The 21,919-nt window shown below is 70.9% G+C and carries 17 protein-coding genes; 7 read left to right on the forward strand and 10 right to left on the reverse strand.

Annotated features, from left to right (window positions below):
• Positions 1-97: 97 nt before the first annotated feature.
• Both AB0I98_RS28435 and AB0I98_RS28440 read right to left on the reverse strand, forming a co-directional pair.
• On the reverse strand, positions 98-1,273 hold the full coding sequence (locus AB0I98_RS28435) for a serine hydrolase domain-containing protein (protein WP_362946793.1): 1,176 nt from the start codon (positions 1,271-1,273) through the stop codon (positions 98-100).
• On the reverse strand, positions 1,225-2,568 hold the full coding sequence (locus AB0I98_RS28440) for a multidrug effflux MFS transporter (RefSeq protein ID WP_362946795.1): 1,344 nt from the start codon (positions 2,566-2,568) through the stop codon (positions 1,225-1,227). The genes AB0I98_RS28435 and AB0I98_RS28440 overlap by 49 nt, the downstream gene beginning before the upstream one ends.
• Before the next feature lie 85 nt (positions 2,569-2,653).
• Here AB0I98_RS28440 and AB0I98_RS28445 point away from each other — a divergent pair, with 85 nt between their 5' ends.
• The gene (locus AB0I98_RS28445) at positions 2,654-3,688 is read left to right on the forward strand and encodes a Gfo/Idh/MocA family oxidoreductase (RefSeq protein ID WP_362946798.1); all 1,035 of its coding nucleotides are present in this window, start codon (positions 2,654-2,656) and stop codon (positions 3,686-3,688) included.
• Here AB0I98_RS28445 and AB0I98_RS28450 read toward each other — a convergent pair.
• Positions 3,675-5,315, reverse strand: coding sequence for an alkaline phosphatase D family protein (locus AB0I98_RS28450; RefSeq protein ID WP_362946800.1), 1,641 nt, complete (start codon positions 5,313-5,315; stop codon positions 3,675-3,677). The two genes, AB0I98_RS28445 and AB0I98_RS28450, sit on opposite strands and share 14 nt — an antisense overlap.
• A gap of 217 nt (positions 5,316-5,532) precedes the next feature.
• Between AB0I98_RS28450 and AB0I98_RS28455 the strand changes: the two genes are divergently transcribed.
• Positions 5,533-6,315, forward strand: coding sequence for an SDR family oxidoreductase (locus AB0I98_RS28455; RefSeq protein ID WP_362946803.1), 783 nt, complete (start codon positions 5,533-5,535; stop codon positions 6,313-6,315).
• Between the two features lie 263 nt (positions 6,316-6,578).
• On the opposite strand, the gene AB0I98_RS28460 is transcribed toward AB0I98_RS28455, so the two are convergent.
• Positions 6,579-7,574, reverse strand: coding sequence for an aldo/keto reductase (locus AB0I98_RS28460; RefSeq protein ID WP_362946805.1), 996 nt, complete (start codon positions 7,572-7,574; stop codon positions 6,579-6,581).
• A 68-nt stretch (positions 7,575-7,642) separates the two neighbouring features.
• The gene (locus AB0I98_RS28465) at positions 7,643-7,969 is read right to left on the reverse strand and encodes a nuclear transport factor 2 family protein (RefSeq protein ID WP_362946808.1); all 327 of its coding nucleotides are present in this window, start codon (positions 7,967-7,969) and stop codon (positions 7,643-7,645) included.
• A gap of 162 nt (positions 7,970-8,131) precedes the next feature.
• Between AB0I98_RS28465 and AB0I98_RS28470 the strand changes: the two genes are divergently transcribed.
• The 3 genes from AB0I98_RS28470 (at position 8,132) to AB0I98_RS28480 (ending at position 10,778) form a co-directional block, all read left to right on the forward strand.
• Complete coding sequence (locus tag AB0I98_RS28470; RefSeq protein WP_362946810.1) at positions 8,132-8,698, forward strand: DoxX family protein; 567 nt, start codon at positions 8,132-8,134, stop codon at positions 8,696-8,698.
• Positions 8,699-8,741: 43 nt separating this feature from the next.
• On the forward strand, positions 8,742-9,086 hold the full coding sequence (locus AB0I98_RS28475) for a MazG-like family protein (RefSeq protein ID WP_362946812.1): 345 nt from the start codon (positions 8,742-8,744) through the stop codon (positions 9,084-9,086).
• A gap of 84 nt (positions 9,087-9,170) precedes the next feature.
• The gene (locus AB0I98_RS28480; RefSeq protein WP_362946815.1) at positions 9,171-10,778 is read left to right on the forward strand and encodes a hypothetical protein; all 1,608 of its coding nucleotides are present in this window, start codon (positions 9,171-9,173) and stop codon (positions 10,776-10,778) included.
• Between the two features lies 1 nt (position 10,779).
• Here the strand turns inward: AB0I98_RS28480 and AB0I98_RS28485 are convergent, their stop codons facing one another.
• Positions 10,780-11,103 (reverse strand): CU044_2847 family protein, encoded by a 324-nt coding sequence (locus tag AB0I98_RS28485; protein ID WP_362946817.1) that lies wholly within the window; start codon positions 11,101-11,103, stop codon positions 10,780-10,782.
• A gap of 257 nt (positions 11,104-11,360) precedes the next feature.
• On the opposite strand from AB0I98_RS28485, the gene AB0I98_RS28490 reads away from it, so the two are divergent.
• Positions 11,361-11,570: a hypothetical protein gene (locus AB0I98_RS28490; RefSeq protein WP_362946819.1), complete on the forward strand. Its 210-nt coding sequence runs from the start codon at positions 11,361-11,363 to the stop codon at positions 11,568-11,570.
• Positions 11,571-11,576: 6 nt separating this feature from the next.
• The gene (locus AB0I98_RS28495) at positions 11,577-13,508 is read left to right on the forward strand and encodes an HEXXH motif domain-containing protein (RefSeq protein ID WP_362946821.1); all 1,932 of its coding nucleotides are present in this window, start codon (positions 11,577-11,579) and stop codon (positions 13,506-13,508) included.
• Positions 13,509-13,528: 20 nt separating this feature from the next.
• Here AB0I98_RS28495 and fxsT read toward each other — a convergent pair whose 3' ends face one another.
• From fxsT to AB0I98_RS28515, 4 genes are all read right to left on the reverse strand, one after another.
• A complete protein-coding gene (fxsT, locus tag AB0I98_RS28500) occupies positions 13,529-17,992 on the reverse strand; it encodes an FxSxx-COOH system tetratricopeptide repeat protein (RefSeq protein ID WP_362946824.1) in 4,464 nt (1,487 codons plus the stop codon).
• A complete protein-coding gene (locus AB0I98_RS28505; protein WP_362946827.1) occupies positions 17,989-19,137 on the reverse strand; it encodes a MoxR family ATPase in 1,149 nt (382 codons plus the stop codon). The genes fxsT and AB0I98_RS28505 overlap by 4 nt, the downstream gene beginning before the upstream one ends.
• 165 nt (positions 19,138-19,302) lie before the next feature.
• Positions 19,303-20,793, reverse strand: a complete 1,491-nt coding sequence (locus tag AB0I98_RS28510) for a hypothetical protein (RefSeq protein WP_362946830.1) — start codon at positions 20,791-20,793, stop codon at positions 19,303-19,305.
• Positions 20,786-21,727, reverse strand: coding sequence for a trypsin-like peptidase domain-containing protein (locus AB0I98_RS28515; RefSeq protein WP_362946832.1), 942 nt, complete (start codon positions 21,725-21,727; stop codon positions 20,786-20,788). The genes AB0I98_RS28510 and AB0I98_RS28515 overlap by 8 nt, the downstream gene beginning before the upstream one ends.
• Between the last annotated feature and the right edge of the window lie 192 nt (positions 21,728-21,919).

The raw sequence follows: 21,919 nt of genomic DNA on the forward strand, positions 1-21,919 counted from the left end.
GACGAGGCCGTTCAGGCCGAAGCGGGGGTCTGGGGGCGCAGCCCCCAGGGATGGGACGGGTAGGGGCGGCGGGGGCGAGAAACACCCCGCCGCACCACTACAACCCCCGCACCGCCCGTGCCACCCGAGTCCCCGCCCGCGCCCTAGGCCTGCTGTCCGCAGCCCGCCGCCGCGGATGCACCGTATTCGCCAGCAGCACCAGAAACGTGTCCGTCGCCGGATCCAGCACCAGCGACGTCCCCGTGAACCCCGTATGCCCGGCCGCCCCCTCCCCCGCCAGCTCCCCCATGAACCACGGCTGATCCACCGCGAAGCCCAGCCCGGGCGGCGTCAGGAGCAGCTCCACGAAGTCGGGACCGAGGATGCGGGCGGGGCCGTAGGAGCCGCCCGCAAGCAGCGCGCGGCAGAACACGGCCAGATCCCGCCCCGTCGAGAACAGACCGGCATGACCGGCCACCCCACCCAGCGCCCAGGCGTTCTCGTCATGGACGACCCCCCGCAGCATCCCCCGGTCCGCCTTGGCCCACGGCCGGCGTTGGTCCTCCGTGGCCGCCGCATCGGGGCGGGGGCCGTAGCCCGTCGCCATCATCCCCAGCGGGCGCGTGATGCCGTCGTGGATCAGCACGTCGAGCGCGCGGCCCGTGATCCGTTCCAGCACCTGCTGCAGCAGCAACGGGTTCAGGTCGGAGTAGCAGTACGTGCCGGGCGCCCCGACCGGCGCCTCCGCCCGCAGCAGCGCCAGCCGTTCAGCCGCGTCGGCGCAGTCGTACAGCGGGAGTTCGGGCCGCAGCCCGGAGGTGTGGGTGAGCAATTGCCGCACGGTGATGCCGTGCGCGGCGGCGGCCGCGAAGTCGGGCAGGTAGGCGCCTACCCGGGCGTCGATACCGAGCGTCCCCCGCTCGATCTGCTGCACGGCGGCGACAGCAGTGAACAGCTTGGTCAGGGAGGCGATGTCGAAGGGCGTGCCGGTGGTCATGGGAACCCGTTCGGACGACGGCAGCTCCACACCCGCGTCGGCCTCCGCGTCGTAGCGCTCGTACCGTACGGCCCACCCCACCGCCTCCTCGACGGCGATGACCGGCCCGCGCCCGGCGACCACGACGGCGCCCGCCGCCCAGGGGCGTTCGCCGGTGGTGAGGTCGCTCACCTCACGGACGAGGCGGCGGAGCTGCCCGGGGTCGAGTCCGGCCCGTTCCGCTGTGCCGCTGCGCAGTCTCGGCGCGCTCAGCTCCCTGCTCCCTCCGAATCCGTACGCGTGTTCCAAGGACGGCACATTCCCACGAAGCAGGCCAGTGCCACCAGTGCGGCCGCCAGTTGGACGACGGCCATCGGGACGGCGGTGTCCTCGCCGGCGATACCGACCAGCGGGGAGGCGATCGCGCCGACGAGGAAGGAGGACGTGCCGAGCAGCGCGGAGGCGGAGCCGGCGGCGTGCCGGGTGCGCATGAGGGCGAGGGCCTGGGTGTTGGGCAGGGTGATGCCCATCGCGGACATCAGCACGAACAGCGCGGCGGCCACCGGCACCAGCCCCACCTCGCCGAACACGTCCAGGGACATCAGCAGCAGCCCGGTCGCGGCGGCGATGACGATCACCAGCCCGACGGCCAGCACCTTGTCCAGGTCGACCCGCCCGACCAGCACCTTCCCGTTGAGCTGACCGACGGCGATCAGCCCGACCGAGTTGATCCCGAACAGCACACTGAACGTCTGCGGCGAGGCCCCGTAGATCTCCTGGATCACGAACGGCGAGGCGGATATGTAGGCGAAGAGAGAGGCGAAGGCGAAGCCGCCCGCGATCATGTAGCCGGAGAAGGCGCGGTCGGCGAGCAGCCGCCGCATCGAGCGCAGGGCCTCGCCCACCCCGCCGTCGTGCCGTTCCTCGGACGGCAGCGTCTCCGGCAGCCTCGCCCAGACGACGCCGGCCAGCGCCACCCCCACCACCGTGAGCACGACGAACACGCCCCGCCAGTCGGTCACCCGCAGGATCTGCCCGCCGATCAGCGGCGCCACGATCGGCGCGACCCCGGAGATCAGCATGAGGGTGGAGAGGAAGCGGGCCATTTCCATGCCGTCGTAAAGATCCCGTACGACCGCCCGCGCGATCACGATCCCGGCCGCGCCCGCGAGCCCCTGCACCAGCCGGAAGGCGACCAGCGCCTCGACGGTGGGCGCCAGTGCGCACAGGGCGGTGGCGACGATGTAGACCGCGAGACCGATGAGCAGCGGGCGCCGCCGCCCCCACTTGTCGCTCATCGGCCCGACGACCAGCTGCCCGAGCGCCATGCCGGCCAGACAGCCGGTGAGCGTGAGCTGCACGGTCGCGGCGGGCGCGTGCAGGGACTCGGTGACCTGCGGCAGCGCCGGGAGGTACATGTCCATGGTCAGCGGCGGCACGGCGGTCATTCCGCCGAGGATGAGGGTGACGAGCATGCCGGTGCGGCGCACAGCACGGGCGGCCGATTCCGGTTTCGGTGCCGGTACGGCCGCCTGCGTCTCGTTCTGCGCCTTGTTCTGCGTCTCGTTCGATCTGGATGCCTCGGATGCCCTGGATGCCCCACGCTCGGGCATGCGCCCTCCCTCTCCTCGCGATACGGCCCCTATGCTCTCAGTTCGAACACAGTGGCTGGGGTCACATGAACGAGGGCGGGACGGGATGACGGCGGAGAACGTGCGGTGGGGGATCCTGGCGACGGGCGGGATCGCGGCCGCGTTCACGGCGGATCTGGTGGATCTGCCGGACGCGGACGTGGTGGCGGTGGCCTCGCGCTCCGCGGACTCGGCGAAGGCGTTCGCCGAACGGTTCGGGATTCCCCGGGCGTACGGCGACTGGGGCTCCCTCGCCTCCGACGAGGACATCGATGTCGTCTACGTCGCCACCCCGCACGCGGCACACCGGGCCGCCGCCGGTCTCTGCCTGGAGGCCGGGCGGAACGTGCTGTGCGAGAAGGCGTTCACGCTGAACGTCCGCGAGGCCGAGGAACTGGTCGCGCTGGCGAAGGCGCGCGGGAGCTTCCTGATGGAGGCCATGTGGATGTACTGCAATCCCGTGATCCGGCGACTGAAGGCCCTCGTCGACGACGGCGGGATCGGCGAAGTACGCACCGTGCAGGCCGACTTCGGGCTGGCGGGCCCCTTCCCGCCCTCGCACCGCCTCCGCGACCCCGCACAGGGCGGCGGCGCGCTGCTCGACCTCGGGGTGTACCCGGTGTCGTTCGCACAGCTGCTGCTCGGGGAGCCGTCGGACATCGCGGCGCGAGCAGTGCTCTCGGACGAGGGCGTCGATCTCCAGACGGGTGCACTGCTCTCCTGGGAGAGCGGCGCTCTCGCTTCGGTGCACTGCTCCGTCGTCGGCGGTACGTCCGTCTCCGCCTCGGTCACCGGCTCGCAGGGCCGCATCGACATCCCGTACGGCTTCTTCCACGCCGACCGCTTCGTCCTGCACCGCGACGGCCGTGAACCGGAGGTGTTCGCCCACGACACGGCCGCCGATCCGCACAACAGCCTCAAGTACGAGGCCCGTGAGGTGATGCGGGCCCTGCGGGCCGGCGAGACCGAGTCCTCACTCGTCCCGCTCGACGGCACCCTCGCCGTGATGCGGACGCTCGACGCGATACGGGACCGCATCGGCGTCCGCTATCCAGGCGAGGCCGACGACCGGGAAGCCGTACCGGCCGTCACACCGGCTTGAGCCCCGGCGCCCCCGCCTCCGTCACGAAGGACGCGGCCGTCGTCACCGGAGCACCCGGCGTCGTCGCGTAGGCAAGGGTCTTGAAGTCGGCCCGCGCCGACTCCCGGCCCAGCGCGACCGTCGCATAGCCGCGCTGCCCGTTGTAGAACTTCATGTGCGGGTTGGCGGCCATGTAAGTGGCCCAGTTGGCGGGCTTCTCGGAGCCGTTGCCGCCGCTGGCGATCGACGTGGCGACGATCTCCGTGCCCACGGTCGGTGAGCCAGGGTCGGCGAAGTCCCGCTTGATGTCGAAGCCGTAGCCCACGTGGACGTCGCCGGTGAGGACCATCAGGTTCTCGATCCCGGCCGCCTCCGCGCCCGCGAGAACGCGCTCGCGGGAGGCCGGGTAACCGTCCCAGGAGTCCATGGAGACCGGCGAGGGCGGCGTGGTCGTGTTGTGCCGGCGGGAGAAGGTGACCTGCTGCGGGACCACGTTCCACAGCGCGCGCGAGCGGTGCCAGCCGTCGATCAGCCACTGCTCCTGCACGTCACCGGTCAGCGTACGCGCCGGGTCCTCGGACTCGGGCCCGGGCAGCTGCCAGCCGTCGCCGTACGCCTGGTTGGAGCGGTACTGCCGGGTGTCGAGCACGTCGAACTGGGCGAGCCGGCCCCAGTGCAGCCGCCGGTAGAGCTGGAGGTCGGGGCCTTCGGGCAGCTGGGGGCGGCGCAGCGGCATGTTCTCCCAGTAGGCGCGGTAGGCGGCGGCCCGGCGGATCAGGAACTCCTCCGGCGGGACGCTGTTCTCCGGGATGTCGTCGGCGTAGTTGTTCTCGGTCTCGTGGTCGTCCCAGGTGACGATGAACGGGTGCGCCGCGTGCGCGGCGGCGAGGTCGGCGTCCGACTTGTACAGCGCGTATCGCAGCCGGTAGTCCTCCAGCGTCACCGTCTCGCGGTTGAGCAGGTCGGGCAGGGTGCCCGCCGGGTAGGCACGGGCACCGCCGACGGAGCTGACCGGGTACTCGTAGAGGTAGTCGCCGAGGTGGAAGACGAGGTCCACGTCGTCCTCGGCAAGGTGCCGGTAGGCGGTGAAGTAGGCCTGGTCGTAGCGCTGGCAGGAGACCACGCCGAAGGTCAGCGCGGAGACCTTGCTGCCGAGGCCGGGAGCGGTGCGGGTGCGGCCGACCGGGCTGACCCAACGGCCCACCCGGAAGCGGTAGTAGTAGACACGGCCCTCGTCCAGGCCGTCGACCGCGACATGCACGGTGTGGTGGAACTCGGGGTGCGCGGTCGCCGCACCACGTCTGGCGATCCGACGGAACTTCTCGTCAAGCGCCACCTCCCACTGGACGGTGACACGCGCGGCGGGCAGACCGCTGTCCGGCTGAAACGGGGCGGGCGCCAGCCGCGTCCACAGAAGTACGGACCCGGGCTGCGGGTCGCCGGAAGCGACACCGAGCGTGAACGGGTCATCGGCGATCTGCGCCGCGTCGAGCTCAGCGGCACTAGCGGTACCTCCGGCAGGCAGATTCACCGCGAACGCGAGCGCGGCGGCCGCACCGGTGACGGTCAGAAAACGACGACGGCCCAAGTGGCGGGCCACCGCACGGAGTTCGGGGGTGTGCTGGGACTGACGAGCTGCGGATGTCATCCGGGTCCTCCCCTGGCAACGGGATGCAGGACGATTGGAGTGACCCAGAACGACCCCCGCTTGGCACGTACACAACACCCAGATGACGACCCAATGAGACTCCGGTTCACCAGCGCCCCAAAGGGGCGCGGGGAACTGCGCGACCAGCCACAACGGACCCGCAGACAACCAACGACCAATCGCGGCACCCACCGCAGAGCACCTACGCTGCGGCCCCATGAACGCCATGCAAACGAATAGGCAAACCGGCGATGAGGCCCGCATCGCCGTGATCACCGGCGCCGGCTCCGGCATCGGCCGAGCCGTCGCCGCAGAACTACTGCACGCCGGCTGGTCCGTGGCCCTGGCCGGAAGACACCCCGAGACCCTGGCGGAAACGGCAGCACTCGCACCCGAGGCCGCCGCCCTCACCGTACGGACGGACGTGTCACAACCGGAGGACGTCACCGCCCTGTTCGCCGCCACCCAGGACCGCTTCGGACGCGTGGACCTGCTGTTCAACAACGCGGGAACGTTCGGCCCCGGCGGGGTACCCGTGGAGGACCTGCCGTACGACGCCTGGCGCCACGTCGTGGACACCAACCTCAACGGCGCGTTCCTGTGCGCCCAGGCGGCGTACCGCCAGATGAAGAACCAGAACCCCCAGGGCGGCCGGATCATCAGCAACGGGTCGATTTCCGCCCATACGCCCCGGCCGCACTCCGTCGCCTACACGGCAACCAAGCACGCGCTGACCGGCCTGACGAAGTCACTGTCGCTGGACGGGCGGCCATACAACATCGCTGTCGGGCAGATCGACATCGGTAACGCGGCGACGGACATGACGGCCCGGATGCAGACGGGGGCGCTGCAGGCGAACGGCGAGGTCGCACCGGAGCCGGTGATGGATGTGGCCGATGTGGCGCGCACCGTGCGGCACATGGCGGAGCTGCCGCTGGAGGCGAATGTGCAGTTCGCGACGGTGCTGGCGACGGCGATGCCGTACGTCGGACGCGGCTGAGGACCCCACCCGAGCGCACCCCTAGCGCACAGGCTTCACAACTTGCACAATCGGAATGTGACAGTCCGCTGCATTGGGGCCGGTGGGAGGCTTATGCTCGACACCTCTCCACGAGAGCTTCACAGTCGGAGCGCTCAGCTCCCGTCAGCCACTGCGAGGGGGGACATGGCAGCTGTTCCACGGCACCGGGGTGGGGGGTGGCCTCGCGCGGGACCGCGAGGTACGTACCGGTCCGTGGAACGGCTGCCATAAGACCGGTCCGCTCACCGCCCCAGGATGCCGTCGATCTCGGCCAACTGAGCGGCGGTCAGCGGCCCTTGGGCGATTGCGCCGGCGTTCTGCTCGGCCTGGGCGACCGTACGGAACCCCGGGATCGGCACGGTGCGCGGGCTGCGCGCCCAGGTCCAGGCGAGGGCGCCCTGGGCGAGCGTACGGCCGCCGCTGGTGAGGATGTCCTTGAGCGCGTCGACCCGCTGGACCCACTCGGGATCCGCCCCCGCACCCTGCGAGAAGCCGGGCAGCCAGGCGGGCGGAGTGCTGCGGATGTCCCCGGCCTCAAGTGCCTGCCCGGCGGCCCGCTTCCCGGTCAGCAACCCCATCGCCAGCGGACTGCGGTTGATGCTTGCAAGCCCCAACTCCTCGCACAGGGCAAGCATTTCGGGCGCGTCCTGAAGAATGTTGAGCCGATGCTGTACGGCGGCACAGTGCGCGCCCTCCGCGAACACGGCGGCGCGGGCGGGGTCGTCGGTGCTCCAGGCGTACGACCGTATGAGCCCCTCACTCACGAACTCCTCGCACACCTCCCGGAGTTCGGCGGCCTTGTCGGGGTCGGCGTCGGAGAGGTGCAGCTGGTAGAGGTCGACGTAGTCGGTGTCGAGGCGGCGCAGGGAAGCGGTCAAGGCGCGGCGGGCGTAGGCCGGGGAGTCGTCGCTGCCGGTGAGGGTGCGGGTCTCCTCGTCGAAGATGTTGCCCCACTTGGTGGCGAGGACCACGTCGGCGCGGCGCTTGCCCAGCGCCCGGCCGAGGACGCGCTCACTGTGCCCCGCGCCGTAGGTGTCGGCGGTGTCGAAGAAGGTGACGCCGAGGTCGAGTGCGCGCCGGACGGCCCGTACGGACTCCTCGTCGTCGACCGTGCCCCAGCCGAGCGGCTGCCCGTCCGGGTCCTGCCACTCACCGCCGATGGCCCAGCAGCCGAAGCCGAGGGCGCTGACTTCGATGCCGGTGCGGCCGAGGGTCCTGGTGTGCGAGATCGTCTCCATGACCCGGGACGCTATGGGTTGGAGCGCGCTCTAGGGCAAGGGCTTTCTGAGCGGAACTTCCTGCCCGCTCACGCCTGGCCGGTCTCGAAGCGCCGGATCTTGCCGCTGTCGTCGACGTCGAACCGCCACCGGGTACGCATCTCGCCCCAGGTGTCGTTGCTGTAGCGGGCGACGAGGGCACGGCCGCCGTCGGACTCGCGGTCGACCTCCATGTGGCCGTGGGAGTCGAAGATCTCCCGGTTGATCCACTCGTCGAGGTCACGGTCCGAGCCGTCGTCCGCCATCGTCGCGTCCGGGGTGAGAAGCGCCAGGAAGGCGTCGCGGTCATGCGCGTTGACGGCGGTGACGAAATCCCGGACGACCGGGTCACTGAGGTTCTTGGGCTGAATCGTCATGACTGCCAGACAAACACCACGACCCGGACCGCGCCACCCGAACGGCGGTCCGGGGAGGCTGGGTGGGTGTCATCGGTGGGACGGTGGAAACCCGTGAGGGACCCGGGGACTCAAGAGAGGGCCCCCCGGGGCCTGTCCGTGCCGTCTGCTCCGGGAGTGACCGTGACCTGTTATGACCGACGCGACCTGGGCCTGCTGCTGCTCCGGCTGGGTACCGGCGGAGTGCTGGCCGCGCATGGCGCGCAGAAGCTGTTCGGCTGGTTCGGCGGACACGGGATTGAAGGGACCGGCCAGTTCATGGAGTCCGTCGGCTACCGGCCCGGCAAGGCGAGCGCCACGGCGGCGGGGCTCGCGGAGTGGGGCGGCGGCACGCTGCTGGCGCTGGGCCTGGCCACCCCGGCGGCGGGTGCGGCGGCGGCCGGCGGGATGGCGGGCGCGGCCACGGTGCACATGCCGAACGGCTTCTTCAACCAGGAGGGCGGCTACGAGTACGCCGCGACCCTGGGCCTGGCCGCGACCGGCCTCGCGGTGGCAGGCCCCGGCCGCCTCTCCCTCGACCACGCGCTCGGGCATGTCTTCGACCGCGGCTGGATGGTCCCGGCGGCGCTCGGGGCGACCGCGGCCATGACAGCACTGGTCATCGGGGCGCGGAACAAGCGGCTGGACGAGGCGAAGAAGGAGGAGCAGGCGGAACAGTTCGGGGAGCAGGACGCTCTGTTCGGAGAGTAGGAGGGGCTACTCGCGGAACAGCCATGCCTGCCAAGCTGCCCGCATGACTGATCAGTGCACCTCCCCCGCGACCTCCGCCGACCTCTGGACCGACATCGACGCCCTGTGGACCTGGCTGGACGAGAACCGAGCCCACGGCGACCAGGAGGGCCTGCTGTTCATGCTCAAGCTGTCGGAGGAGGTCGGCGAGGTCGCCCAGGCCGTGATCGGCGCGACCGGCCAGAACCCGCGCAAGGGGACGACCCACACGTGGGACGACGTCCAGTCGGAACTGTGCGACGTGGTGATCACGGCGCTGGTGGCGCTGCGCACGCTCACTCCGGACACGCGTGAGGTGTTCACGCGGCATCTGGCGAGGGTCAAGGAGCGCTCGCTGGGGGCGTCCTGAGCGACGACTCGGCTGATCGGCTGATCGGCTGAGACGCGCTGAACGCTCAGCCAGTTCAGGGCGTTTCACTACAAGAGTGGACGAATGCAGTCCCCCGTACTCGCCCCCGCCCCACCGCAGCCGACAGCAAGCCCGACCCGGCGCCGCACCCCGCCTGTCCCGCTCATCACCACCTGCGCGACCCTCCCCCTCTACGGCATCTGGGCCACCCTCCTCGCAACGGGCGGCGGCGACCTGGCGGCCCAGTACGCCTGGGCGGGCTTCGCGGCAAGGCACCCCGGCACCCCGTACGCCCTGTTCTGGTACGCCGGCACACACACCGCCAACTACAGCGTCCTGTCACCGCCGTTGATGGCGCTGCTGGGCGTCCGTACGATCTCCGTCCTGTCCGGCGTGGCAGCCACCTGGCTGCTGTCCGCACTCCTCACCCGGACGCTCGTACGATCCCCGCTGTGGCCGTCCCTGCTCGGCGCACTGGGCGTATGGACGAACGTGGCCTCGGGCCGTACGACCTTCGCGCTCGGGCTGGCGTTCGGCCTGGCGGCCCTGCTCGCGGTCGCGGACCGGGCCCACCTGAAGACGGCAGCGCTGGCCGCCTCGCTGGCCACCCTGGCGAGCCCGGTGGCGGGCCTGTTCCTGCTGGTAGCAGCCGCGGGATACGGACTGAACCGTCGGTACGCGAAGTCGCTCGCGCTGGCACTTCCCCCGGTTCTTCTGGTGGCATCGACGACCCTGTTGTTCCCCTTCGAGGGCGAACAGCCCATGTCCGCGATCCGGTTGGCGTTGCCGCTGCTGATGTCGGCCGTCGTGGCATGGGCGGCGCCGCGAGAGTGGCGTGTGGTGCGGGCGGGTGCCGGGGTCTACGCGATCGGCGCCGTCCTGACGTGGCTGATCCCGTCACCGGTCGGCATGAACGTGGAGCGCCTGGCACTGCACTTCGCCCCTACGGTCCTACTGGCGGCGCTGCTCCACACAAGCCGCCGCCGCACCGTCGCCCTGTCGGCCGCGTTGGCCGTCTCCGTCCACTGGTGCGTCCTGCCGACGGCGCTCGACCTGCGCGTCACAACCCCCGTACCCGCCTGGGCCGGACACACCACCGGAGTCCGCACCGAACTCACCCGCCTCGGCGCGACCCGGGCCAGAATCGAGGTCCCCCCGGCCCGCGACCACCGCGAGGCCATCCTCTTCGCCCCCCACATCCAGCAGATGCGCGGCTGGAACCGCCAACTGGACGTGGAGAGAGGCCGGTTGTTCTACGACGACCACCTCGACGCGTCCCGCTACCGCGCCTGGCTGCACCACTGGGCGATCACCTACGTCGTCCTCCCCCGCGCCGCCCCCGAGCCCCACTCCGTAGCCGAGTCGGCCCTGATCCCCCGCGCCCGCAAGTGGCTGCGCCCGGTCTGGCACGACGCCGACTGGCAGATCTACCGCGTCACGGACCCGACCCCGCTGGCCACTCCCCCGGCTCAGGTACTGCGCGCGGACGAGGCGGTCGTACACCTGAAGCTGCCGCGCGCGGCAACGATCACCGTGCGGGTCGCGTACTCGCCGTGGTTGCGGGCGGAGGGGGCGTGCGTGCGGGAACGGGCGGGGTGGACGGAGCTGACCGCGCCCCGGGCCGGGGTGTACCGCTTGACGTCGAGCTATGTGCGCGTCCTGGACGGCCAGCCGGCCTGTCGGCAACCGTGATTCACGGGCCCTCAGTGTCCTTTCGGTGCCACGTCACCTGCACCTGGATGTGGCCCTGCGCCCCTGTGCGGGCCAGGACGGCGCCGACCTCCGCGTCGAGTTGGATGCCGAACTCGACGGTGACCTCGTCCGGGCGCTGCGGCAGGGTGCTCATCCGACTCAGCGTCGAGGCCGCTGCTCTGCGCACCCCCTCCAGTGCCGACTCGAACGAGCCGGTGGCGCGGGCCACGACGTCCGAGGCGCTGGTCGCCGGGACGACACCACCCTCGAGCTGATCCATCTGCGCGACGACGGACCCGCCGTCCTCCAGGTCGAACCGCAGCAATTCGCCCACTGTCCCCGCCCCCCGGCCGTCTCGATGTGCGTCCCGCGCTCGGGCACGCTCGCGTCGCTCCCGGGAGACGGTAGCGAAGGAGATGACGGGGCGTGACGTGATGTCTCAAATCCCCAAGCGGACCAGGCAGTTCCGGCCGATGTGGCTTCTGGGTGCCCTTCCGGTGCCGCAATCAACGGTCCACTATGAGAGAAGACCTGTGGATGCGATGCAACCGACGGCGGCACACCGACAGGGGGCAACGGGACGTGACGAGTTCTGCGACCGAGTTCGAGACCGATCTGGTCGATCTCAGCCAGTGCGGGCTCCAGGAAGTGATGACCTTCCATGACCCACTGGTCGTGGATGCGTTGCACACCCTGGTGCGGTACCTGGGCGAAGGGCCGGCCGCCCAGTCCGCCAACGGCGGTGGCGGCAGCCCGTACTTTGCCGCTGGTTGCGACAGCGGCGACGCGTAGAACCGGATGTTCGAGCCGCCTTCCGGCACCCGGACCACGCTCGGCCGACATCACACACCGGCATCCGACCTCGACGAACTGGCCGCGGGGCGCCTGACGCCGAGCCATGCCCACCGGATCCGCGCTGTGGAACGCGGTCGTCGCATGCTCATGGTGCGCGCCGTGGTGGAAACCGCGCGGGAGTATGCCGTGGACGCCGGCCCCGAGCTGCCGCCGGTGCGGTCTGCCCTGGATCTTCTGCTCCGGGTGGAGCGGGTCCGCCCGGACGTCGTCGTCGATCTTCTGGAGCATCCCGGCACCGGTATCTGGGCGGTGCGTGTTCTGGACCGGCTGCGCGGCGGCGCCCGGACGCCGGGTGCGAGCCACGCCGGGCTGCCGCTGTGGGTGGAACTCGGCTACCTGCACTGCCTCGCCGCGGCGGCGGCAGTGCGCTCGGGCACTGAGGGAACGATTCGCTTACCGGTGCGCGAGGGCGGCGTGGCACTGCCGACGCTGGGCCGCGTCCTCCTCCCGGCGACGGAGCCGGACGTCGAGGTTCGGACACATTCCGTCGCCACGCTCCGCATCCCCCGTACGGGAGCGGGCCCGGCAGCACTGACCGTCGGTGAGCGGGAGCTGGACCTGCCCGCGGATCCGGCGCGGGTATCCGGCACCTGGCATCCGGTGCGCAAGGCCGCGTGGGGACCGGAGGAGAACGGTCCTTCTCTGGTGCTGGAGGACTGCGATCCGTACCGCGACTTCCGCGTGCGAACCCTGCCGTCGTCCAGTGTCCCGCTGGACCGCGTACAGGCCGGGCGCTGGCAGCAACTACTGCGTGAGGCAGGGGAGTTACTGTATGCGCGGCACCCGACGACGGCTCAGCTGCTGGCCGCCGTGCTTCGGGTCCTCGTCCCGCTGCCGACCACGCCCCGGTTCCGCACCGCCAGCGCCTCCTACAGCGAATCCGTCGGCAGCGCGCTGATCTCGCTGCCCCAGGACGCCGTCGAACTCGCCGTGACGATGGTGCACGAGGCCCGGCACTCCGCCTTGAACGCGCTGTGGCATCAGCTTCCGCTGTGCGAGGAGGACACGCCTGATACCGAGGGCCCGCTGTTCTTCGCCCCGTGGCGAGGCGATCCACGCCCGTTGCCCGGTGTCCTGCACGGCGCCTACGCCTTCTCGGGTGTGACGGAGTTCTGGCGCGTGGAGCGCCGGGCGCTGAGCGGCCGGGCGGCCGACCTCGCGCACTTCGAGTACGTCGTGTGGCGCACGGCTGTGTCGGAGGCTCTTGCGACGCTGCGCTCTTCCTCCGGGCTGACGGAGGCAGGCCTGCAGTTCGTCGAGGGGATGGCCGTGGAGCTGGAGAACCGGCCGGAGGAGCACGTTCCCGGGTGGCCGCTGGCGCTGGCCCGTGCGGAAGTGGCCGACGTACGGGCCGTCTGGCGGGCCCGCCACACGCACCCGGATCCCGGTCAGGTGCGGGCCCTCGGCGAGGCATGGCTGCGCGGGGCGGACCCGCGCACGGCGCCCGTCGTCCGCTCCCGTGTGCGCCCCGACCCGCGCGCAGGCTCCCCCGATGGGCGCGGTGAACTCAGGCGCGTACGGCTCGCGGAGCCCGAGGCGCTGCCCGCCCGGGCGCGCGCCGAGAGCGATGCGTCGGGCCGCCCCGCCGCCCTGGTGGACGCCGACGTCGCCCTGCTCCACGGCGAGCCGGATCACGCCCTACGGCGCTATCTGGACGTGCTGGCCGCGCAGCCCCAACTGCCGTCGGCCTGGGCCGGGTTGGGACTGGCGCTGTTGGACGCCGGCGAACGCACCGCCGCGCATGCCGTGCTGCGCCGCCCGGAGGTGGTCCGGGCGGTGCACCGGCAGGCACGCGAGCGGTGCGGGCGCTCTCCCGACCCGGTCGAGGTGGCCGACTGGGTCGGGCGGACTCCCGTGGTGTGCGAGGAGACCTGACACGGAGCGGGCAGGTGTCCTTACAGCGGCATCGGGTCGATGTCGCAGTTGGCCAGCCTGTTGTCGGCCGCGGCGATGGTGGCGGGGTGGTCGGCGCCGAGTACCCGCTCGTAGCGAGCCAGGGTGTCCGCGCGCAGCGCTTCGGCCTCCTCGGTCCGGCCCAGCAACTGCAGGCCCAGGGCGAGGTTGACGCCCGTGGCCAGGGTGGCCGGGTGATCCTCACCGATCCGTCGACGGCTCTGCTCCAGGGTGCGGGCGCCGAGGTCGACGGACGCCTGGACCTCACCCAGCTCATACAGGTCGGCGGCGAGGTTGGTGGCACAGGCCAGGACGTTCGGGTGATCGGCACCCAGCCTCTCGCCGAGAGCCGAGACGATCTGTTCGTTCAGCTGACGCGCCTCCTCGGTGCGCCCCAGCAGCCGGAGGCAGACCGCGTGGTTGACCAGCGCGCCGAGGGCGTGCGGATGGCTCCGCCCGAACAGGCGCTCATATCCCTTGCATCCCTGGTCGCTCAGTTCGAGCGCCAGCTCGAGATCGCCGCTGTGCCGTACGTCGACGGCGTGGGCCAGCAGCGCGGCGAGGGTGTCGGGATAGTTGTCGCCGTACCGGTTGCGGAACAGGGTCAGCGCCTTGGCGGAGAGTTCCAGGGCCTTTTCGTGACGGCCCGCCCGCCGTTCCGCGACGGCCAGGCCGCGATAGCTGGAGATGGTGTTGGGGTTGGTCGGCCCGAAGTTGTACTCGTAGCGTCCGGACACTTCCTGCTGCTGGTCACGGGCTTCGACGTACTCGCCTGCCTCCTGACGGTCACCGGCCACGCCGGCCAGGGTCGCCAGGGTGGACAGCGCGTTCTCCCCGAGCTCCTCGACCTTGCGGCGGTGGGTGTCCTGGTCCAGCTCCAGCGCATCGCGGAAGTCACCGATGAGCCGGAGGTTCAGCGCGACCCGGTGGGCGACGATCAAGGTGGACACGTCATTGGGTCCGAACAGGCGCCGGCTGGTCTCGAAGACCTGCCGGTCGAGCTCGGAGGCGCCGGTGAAATCGCCGCGCATCCGCAGATCCCAGGCGAGCACGCTGGTGATCTCCAGTGTCATCTCGTGCTCGGGGCCCAGGGTCTCCAACATCGCCTGCCGGGTGCGCTGGTCGAGCTCGTACGCCCTCTGGTAGTGGCCCAGAATGCGCAGGGCGTCGCCGTAGAGCTTGGCCGCCAGCAGCACATGCTCGTGGTTTTCGCCGTCGACTTGTTTCCACGTCTCGTAGGCCTGCTCCGCCAGGTCGCGAGAGCCTTCGTGATCGCCCCACGAGAACATGTACTGGATCTCGTTGAGGATCAGCTGCCGCACCCATGGGTCGGTGGACTCCACGGCTTGGCTGCTGAGCACATGGGGCAGCAGCTCGCCGTACTGCTGCCACTGGCGCGGGTCGCCCGGGGCGCCGGGGTCGCCCTTGGCGAGCAGGCGGTGTGCGCCGTTGCGCATCTGGTCCTTGAGCGCGTCGGGCATCTGGTTGATGAGCACGCGCTGGACCAGTCGGTGCAGCTGCAGGGTGTTGGTGCTGTGATTGATCCTGGCGAGCGCGTACCGGTTGATCTCACGGATGGCCCGGCCCAGCCGGATCGGGTCGCTCAGTGCGGCGGCGAGTTCCGGCGGAACGGGCGCGTCGCGGACACCCGTCAACAGCCGCCGGGAGATCGGCTCGGGGGCGAAGAACGCGCACACCTGGAGAAGTTGCAGGGCCGCGGGGTGGTTCTTCTGCAGTCTCTCCAGGGAGACGTTCCAAGCGGCGGCGACGGACAGGGGGTAGTCCGGGGGAGGGTCGCTGACCATCAGCTCGGCGGCCTGCTGCTCGAACAGCCGCAGGTATTCGTCCGCGGGCATCCCGGTCTCGGAGAGCCATACGGCGGCCTGCTCGATACCGAGGGGCAGGTCGCCGAGAGTCTCGGCGAGCCGGTCCGCCGTGGGGTCGTCGAGGTTCGGCGCGCGCAGCTGCAGCAGCTGGCGGCTCTCCTCGCGCGCGAAGACGTCCACTTCCAAAGGTCGTGCTGCGGTCGCCCATTGAGCGTTGCGAGAGGTCACGAGAATGCGTCCTGGGCCATTGGTGGGAAAGAACTCGCGAACGGCTTCGGGATCCTCCGCGTTGTCGAACACGAGAAGCCAGTTCTTGTACGGCTCGCCGACACGCAGGGCCTCTATGACCGCCGGCACGGCCGTGTTCGCCTCACCGGTGCCGACCTCGAGTCCGAGCCGCCGGGCCAGCTCCACCAGCACCTGCCGGATCTGCTGGGACTGCTCGGAAGGGATCCACCAGACCACCTGATACTCGTGCATGTGGCGATAGACGTACTCGACGGCAAGCTGGGACTTCCCCACGCCACCCATGCCCTGCAAGGCTTCCGGCAGGACCGCGGTGGTGCCCTCCTGCAGTCGGCGGTGCAGATCCTCGAGCAGCTGCCCGCGCCCGGTGAAGGCGCGGTTCCGTGGAGGTACGTTGCCCCAGACGGGCGGCGGTTTCTGCGCCCCGTCACCCCTGACCCTCGCGGGGACAGGCTGCACGCCACTCACGGACACGTTCCCTCCAACGTCTTCGGGTGGCCCGGGTTGGCCCGCTCCGGTGGGAACGTGATCGCTCCCATCGTCGAGGAGGGCGGTCTCCGAACCTGCAAATTCACTACTCTGTGTATCACGATCATCGCGCAAGGTGCTGTCCGATGCCTCGGGCGCGGAGGGGCCCGGTCCCGCCCAGGCGGGAGCCGATTCGTCCTCGGCCCGCAACCGGTCGTGGAGGACCGCCGCCGCGGCGGTGTGCTGCCCGTCCAGGGCCGTCAGCGCGGGCAGGACGGGGGTGAGCCACGCTCGTACCCCTTCGAGGGGCAGGCGCGCGGCGCGGCTCGGGTCCCCCACAAGATCGCGCATTTCGCTCAGGGTGCCGCTCGCCGTGCCCGGCATGACCTGCGCGAGGTGGTCGAAGACCACTTTCATGGCCAGCGCGGTCTCTCTGCGGGTGCCCTCGGCCAGCAGTTCCTGGCGTACTCCGGTGGCGAACTCCAGCTCGACCCGCGCCGGTGCCGGCACATCGGGGTCGGCCGGGGTGGGCTGCAGCAGCCCGCTCAGCAGCAGTTCGGCGAGGTGCCACGGGCGGGCCTCGGGAAGCAGCCTCTGCTGGAGCACCTGCAGCATCGTCAGGTTGAGCGGGATCGCCGCGCCGAGCTGGGCCAGATGATAGGCGGTGGGGCTGAGCTGCGCCCGCAGTCGGCGCACCCGGTCGGTCGGCGACAGCAGGGACAACGACGGTCGTACGGGTGCGGCGGCCGGCGTCCTCGACGACACCGTCATCGTCCGCATCGTGTACTCGGCAGCCTGCTCATGGCGGACGAAGCCAGCCCACGCGCCCAAGGCCTCCGGAGTCAGCTCCAGAACCGGTACGTGCAGTGACGAGGCAGCCGCGCTGTCGGCATCCGCGTCCCCTGCCCAGAGGGCGAAGTCGTCCGGCCGATGCGACCACAAGCGATTGGCGGCGGCAGGACCGGGGCTGCGCAGTAGGGTCCGGCGCGGCACCACGGCCATGCGTGACCACAGGTACTCCGGCAGGACGCTCACCACGGCCACCGGCATCCGGGCCGCCCAGTGGGCCAGCCGGCGTCGCCCGCTCCCGTCCCTCCAGCGGCTCGCGTACAGGTCGGTCAGCACCAGGACCATCTGCCGGCCGGGGGCGTCGGGCAGGACGGGGGCACCGTCATCGGAGTCGGCACCGCTCCCCGGCCGCCAAGCGCACACCCGTACGTCGCGGAAGGCCGCCGAGCCGCTCAGTACCGACGCGAACTGCGCGGCGGTCCGCGACCACAGGACCATGGAGTCCGAGCTGTCGACCACCAGGGTCACGGTCAGCCAGCGCTCCCGCGCCGGCCGGAATCGGGGCACCCACGCGCCCCGCTCCGCCCGTGACTCGGCGGTGGCCTCCTCGTCCAGCACCTGCACGGTGCGCGAGTTCAGCCGGACCCGCAGAGGCGCCAGCGCCTTCTCGATCAGCCGGGAACGCTCGAGCCCCGGACCGCCGCGGACATCCGGCGCAAGCTGCCGGCCGCCCGCCACCGGATCCGGATCCGGTCCCGGAGAAGCGAGCGCGCCGAGGGCTGTCGGCCACTGCCGCTGCTCCGCCGGGTTCTCCTCGCCCTCCGGAGACAGGCTCGGCTCCTCGCTCCGACCTTGGCCCGCGGTGCCTTGTTCCTCCTCCGGCAGCGCGTCGGCGAGGGAGGGGTCAGAAGGACGGGGCGGGATGAAGTCCGGGGTCTGCTCGGCGGCGGCTTCCTGCTCCGCAGCCTCCGCCCGGGCCTCACGTACGGCTTGGCGGCGCAGGTCGAGCTGAACGGCCAGCCATACGACTTCGCCCGCCTCGTGCACCGTCAGATCGGGGCGTGTCTCCTCGTGCGAGGCGATACCCGGCGCAGTACCGTCACTCGCCCTACCGTGGTGGGAGGGCGGCAAGGTCATGCAGAACCAACTTCATCAAGCCTCCGCCACAGCGAGTGCAGCAGCCGGTTCCAGGAGGCCTCGTCCGGGCCCGAGGGCGAGGTGCGCAGGAACTCCGCGTTCATCAACTGGTCCGCGGCCAGGACGCCACCCGCGAGCGCGCGGGAGAGGAAGTCACGGATCATCGTGGCACGTTCGGTTCCCTCGCCGCTGGTGAACTGGGCCGCCAGCATCGCCGCGAGCCGGTCGGCGTCGGGCGGCGGCATCTCCAGGGTGAGACAGCGGCGCAAAAAGGCCGGAGGCAGGGTGCGTTCACCATTGCTGGTGATCACCACGAAGGGAAAGGCACGGCAGCGGACCCGTCCGCGGTGCACCACGAACGTGTCGTCAGGGTCGTCGGTGTGCACCTCGACCTCCGGCATCCGCGAACGCACCCGGGAGAGTTCGGGAATGTGGAACTCGCCGTCCTCGAACGCCCCGAGCAGATCATTGGCGAGATCGGTGTCGGCCTTGTCGAACTCGTCGATCAGCAGCACCCGCGGCGTCTCGCGCGGGACCAACGCGGTGCCGAGCGGGCCCAGTTGAACGAAGTCGCCCAGTCCCCGCAGGCCGTCCGCTCCGTCCGGCCGCGCAGCCCCGTCCGTCGCCGAACCGTCCGGTAACCGACCCTCCGTAGTGGCGGGGGTGTGCAGTGCGCCGCGGGCGGCGGCGTCCTGCACGCGCCCGATGGCGTCGTAGGCGTACAGCCCCTCTTTGAGAGTGGACCTGCTGGAGATCGTCCAGCGGAGCACGCGACCGAGACCGAGTTCGCGGCTGACACGGTGAGCGAGGCTGGACTTGCCGATGCCGGGTGGGCCGGTGACGATCAACGGCCTACGTAAGAACAGCGCCGCGTTGACCATGTCGGCCTCGTCGGTCGACGTACGCACCATCGCGTCCGGTGCGCCGAGGCGGCGGCGGATCTCCGCGTCGTCCTGAGGCGGGGGGCCGGGAAGAACCGGGCCGCCGTCGAAGTCGCGCCACGGAGGCGGCGGGGGCAGTCGGTCGGCGAGCGGGGCGGAGGACGTGCCTCCCGCACCGCGATAGATCCACCAGTCGCTGTCAGCGCCCGAGGGCGTCAATGCGCCGCCGGACACGCGCGGCTCCCGCGGGACGTCGCCGCTCATAGCCACCCCCTCTCCCGGAACCCGAACCGGGTTCGCTGGGCGACCGGCGCCGGACCGAGCCCCGTCCGGTGTCGATCGATTGTCGTGCTGGCCAGTCACGATGGTGCCGTGACCGGCGCTCAGGTCGGCCACACACTAGTGGGTTGTGCAGCGCCTCGGTGCTTCTCAAGCAATCGGCTCCGGAACCTCCGGAAGCCTGTTCGGATCGTCCCATAGCACGGCAATACGAGGGCCGGTGGAGCCCCCGCCGCCATGGTCCCCCGTACCGGGAGCGGAGCGCAAGCGCGTCAACCGGCCCAGAACGTCGGTCAATTCGCCCTCCAGCGCATCCTCGGCCAAGACGCGCGCCAGTTCTGTCAGCGGTCCCGATCTGCTCCACATCAACAGCGGGAGACCCGCCTGCAAGCCCGTCAGCAACTCACTCCTGCCGTGCTGTCCGTCGGGCGGAGATCCCAAGGTCATCAGGACGACCGCGGGGTCCTCCACGAGACGCGCGTAGAGGTGTTCGTGCCGCGCTCCGTCGCCCTCGTCGCAACGGTGCATCCGTGCGCTCCCCGCGTCGGCGGCCAGCACGTCCCAGCGCTCGTTCCACACCCGGTGCAACTGCAGTGCCTCGATGCGCTCCAGGCTGCGTATCACGACCTGGTAATCCTGTCCGAGCGGCGGCCCGCCGAACTCGCTGTCCCACACCTTCTCCTCGCCGAAGGCCCCGTGCCGGGACCACTCCTCCACCGGCTCGTTCACCAGAGAGAAGGGGAGTATGAATTCGAGTACGAGGCTGCCCCGGTGGGCGCGGAGGCGGATCTCCTCACGGTCTATCAAGGTCGCCACACAACGCCGTACTTCGGACATCGGAAGGGAACGCTCCGCGCGCCGACGGGGCGCCCAGGCCGGTCCGTGGTTCGCCCAGCAGGTGAGGTCGACGCGATCGGGCGAACCGGTCGACGGAGCAAGCCGGATGAGCACATGGGCCGGATGGTCGGGCTCGGTACGCCAACTGCCCGTGTGAGTACGGGATTTGTCCAAGATGCCCTGGGCCTCCAGGTTGTCCTGGACGCTGCCGCGGACCTGACGACTCACCCAGGACCGGATCGCGTCCCCGCGCTCCGGAGTGAGCACGACGGCGAGTTCCTGGAGGAACCGCACAGTACGAGGGGCTCCGTCGGCCGGGCGGTTGGTGTGCGCGAGCAGTTGATAGGCGTCCCACGCGGTGTGGACGATGCCTGGCAGCGGGCCGAAGTGGGCGCCGGCGGCCGAGTGATACACGGCGGCGAGCTCAGGCACGGTGGTGCGGTCGAGCCCTGCCAACAGTTCGCTCAGTTCGTTCTGGTGGGGCTCGGCGAGCAGTGGCGCGACGACCGGATGGGCGAGCGCGGCGGCATGCCGGGACGGCAGGTCGTAGTCCGCCAAGTGCTGTACGGCTTCGGCGAGATGGCGCCAGCCATCGGGTACGGATCCAAAGGCACGCACCATCGCCACCATATGGATCTTCTTGTCGTCGAACTCGGGCACGGACAGCCGCAGCCGCAACCGCTCCATGGCGTCGACCACGCAGATGCGGCGGACCTCCAGGTCGTCCAGCGCCGACACCTTCATGAGAGCGTCCGCCAGCCGGGCTGCGGACTGCGAGTCCCGGGGCACCGCGGAGTCAGCCATCACTGCCCAACCGGTCCGGCCAGGTCTTCCTCGCCTCTTCCACAAAGCTGTTCACCGCGGTGGTGTCCCCCTCCATCCACTGCACCGCTGTCACCAGGGCCGCCGGGCCCCCTTCGAACTCCCCGCATCTGCGCACGATCTGATAGAGCTGCACCTTCGGACTGTTCTGCCGCCCAACCCCCGAAACGACCTCCGACGGCAATTGGCTCAACAGTTGCTGCCCGCCGTCGACCCTGAACGACTCGATCGCGAGCAACCGATCCACGAGGGGCCACAGGACACTGGGAGGCGGGGGCTCGGCACCGCGAGCCGGTAGGGCGGCGGCGCGGTCAACGGCGCGCGCGTCAACGGCGAACGGAGTCCCGTCGAGCACGTCCAGCGGAATCATCCAGGCAACCCGCGCCGCAGGGACGGACTCCGTCGAACGCGCCGCGAGCACCGCGGCAAGCAGACCGACGACCAGACCGCGCCGGAGATCCCACACACCCGCCCCGCTGAACCCCTTCGTGACGGAAACGCCGACGAAGTCGAGTCCGTCGATCTGCCGCCACCCCGGGTGGGTGCCACCGGCCCCCACCACCTGCCCTCGTGCCCAGACTCCGTCCGGCACTCCGATCGGATGCCCGTACACGGCGACGGTCCCGCCGATGTCCGGGCCGCACCTGCCGAGCGGAGCGAGCCCCGCACCCCCTGGGAGAGGACGTTCCAGCCGCAGCACCGCCAGATCACCCGCCGGAGGCAGACGCAGCCAACCGTCCTCGGCCACGCGGGCGGGGACCGCCTCGGCCCGCCCTTGCACCGAGGCGGGGAAATCCACCAGAACCCGCCCCTCCGGCGCCGCCCCGGTATGAGGCCCCGCCAGACGCAGCGCCGCCTCGACCACATGCGCGCAGGTAAGGACGGACCGATCCGACACCAGCACCCCGGCACCCACGCTGCCCGCGCCCGCGCGGTCTCGCACCCGGGCCCGCCACGCCCCAACGCCTGGCGATAGGGAGCCCCCGACGTCCCGTAACCCCACGTGTCCCCCTCGTGTGCCCATGCGGGAAAATCAGGGTAAGCCGAAGCGAAGCGGTTGTGTACGGGGGCGGGCTGGGCGGATTGGGGGGTGGTCGCGGCGGGACGC

Origin of the sequence: Streptomyces sp. NPDC050211, assembly GCF_040656035.1 — a bacterium.
In the GTDB taxonomy this organism is placed as follows: domain Bacteria; phylum Actinomycetota; class Actinomycetes; order Streptomycetales; family Streptomycetaceae; genus Streptomyces.

What these genes read in the sequence shown, in the direction of transcription:
- AB0I98_RS28475 (WP_362946812.1), top strand. Translation starts at nt 8,742, where the DNA reads ATGACTGATCAGTGCACCTCCCCCGCGACCTCCGCCGACCTCTGGACC.
- AB0I98_RS28450 (WP_362946800.1), bottom strand. Translation starts at nt 5,315, where the DNA reads ATGACATCCGCAGCTCGTCAGTCCCAGCACACCCCCGAACTCCGTGCG.
- fxsT (WP_362946824.1), bottom strand. Translation starts at nt 17,992, where the DNA reads ATGACCTTGCCGCCCTCCCACCACGGTAGGGCGAGTGACGGTACTGCG.
- AB0I98_RS28495 (WP_362946821.1), top strand. Translation starts at nt 11,577, where the DNA reads ATGTTCGAGCCGCCTTCCGGCACCCGGACCACGCTCGGCCGACATCAC.
- AB0I98_RS28510 (WP_362946830.1), bottom strand. Translation starts at nt 20,793, where the DNA reads ATGGCTGACTCCGCGGTGCCCCGGGACTCGCAGTCCGCAGCCCGGCTG.
- AB0I98_RS28460 (WP_362946805.1), bottom strand. Translation starts at nt 7,574, where the DNA reads ATGGAGACGATCTCGCACACCAGGACCCTCGGCCGCACCGGCATCGAA.
- AB0I98_RS28480 (WP_362946815.1), top strand. Translation starts at nt 9,171, where the DNA reads ATGCAGTCCCCCGTACTCGCCCCCGCCCCACCGCAGCCGACAGCAAGC.
- AB0I98_RS28445 (WP_362946798.1), top strand. Translation starts at nt 2,654, where the DNA reads ATGACGGCGGAGAACGTGCGGTGGGGGATCCTGGCGACGGGCGGGATC.
- AB0I98_RS28440 (WP_362946795.1), bottom strand. Translation starts at nt 2,568, where the DNA reads ATGCCCGAGCGTGGGGCATCCAGGGCATCCGAGGCATCCAGATCGAAC.
- AB0I98_RS28455 (WP_362946803.1), top strand. Translation starts at nt 5,533, where the DNA reads ATGAACGCCATGCAAACGAATAGGCAAACCGGCGATGAGGCCCGCATC.
- AB0I98_RS28505 (WP_362946827.1), bottom strand. Translation starts at nt 19,137, where the DNA reads ATGAGCGGCGACGTCCCGCGGGAGCCGCGCGTGTCCGGCGGCGCATTG.
- AB0I98_RS28465 (WP_362946808.1), bottom strand. Translation starts at nt 7,969, where the DNA reads ATGACGATTCAGCCCAAGAACCTCAGTGACCCGGTCGTCCGGGATTTC.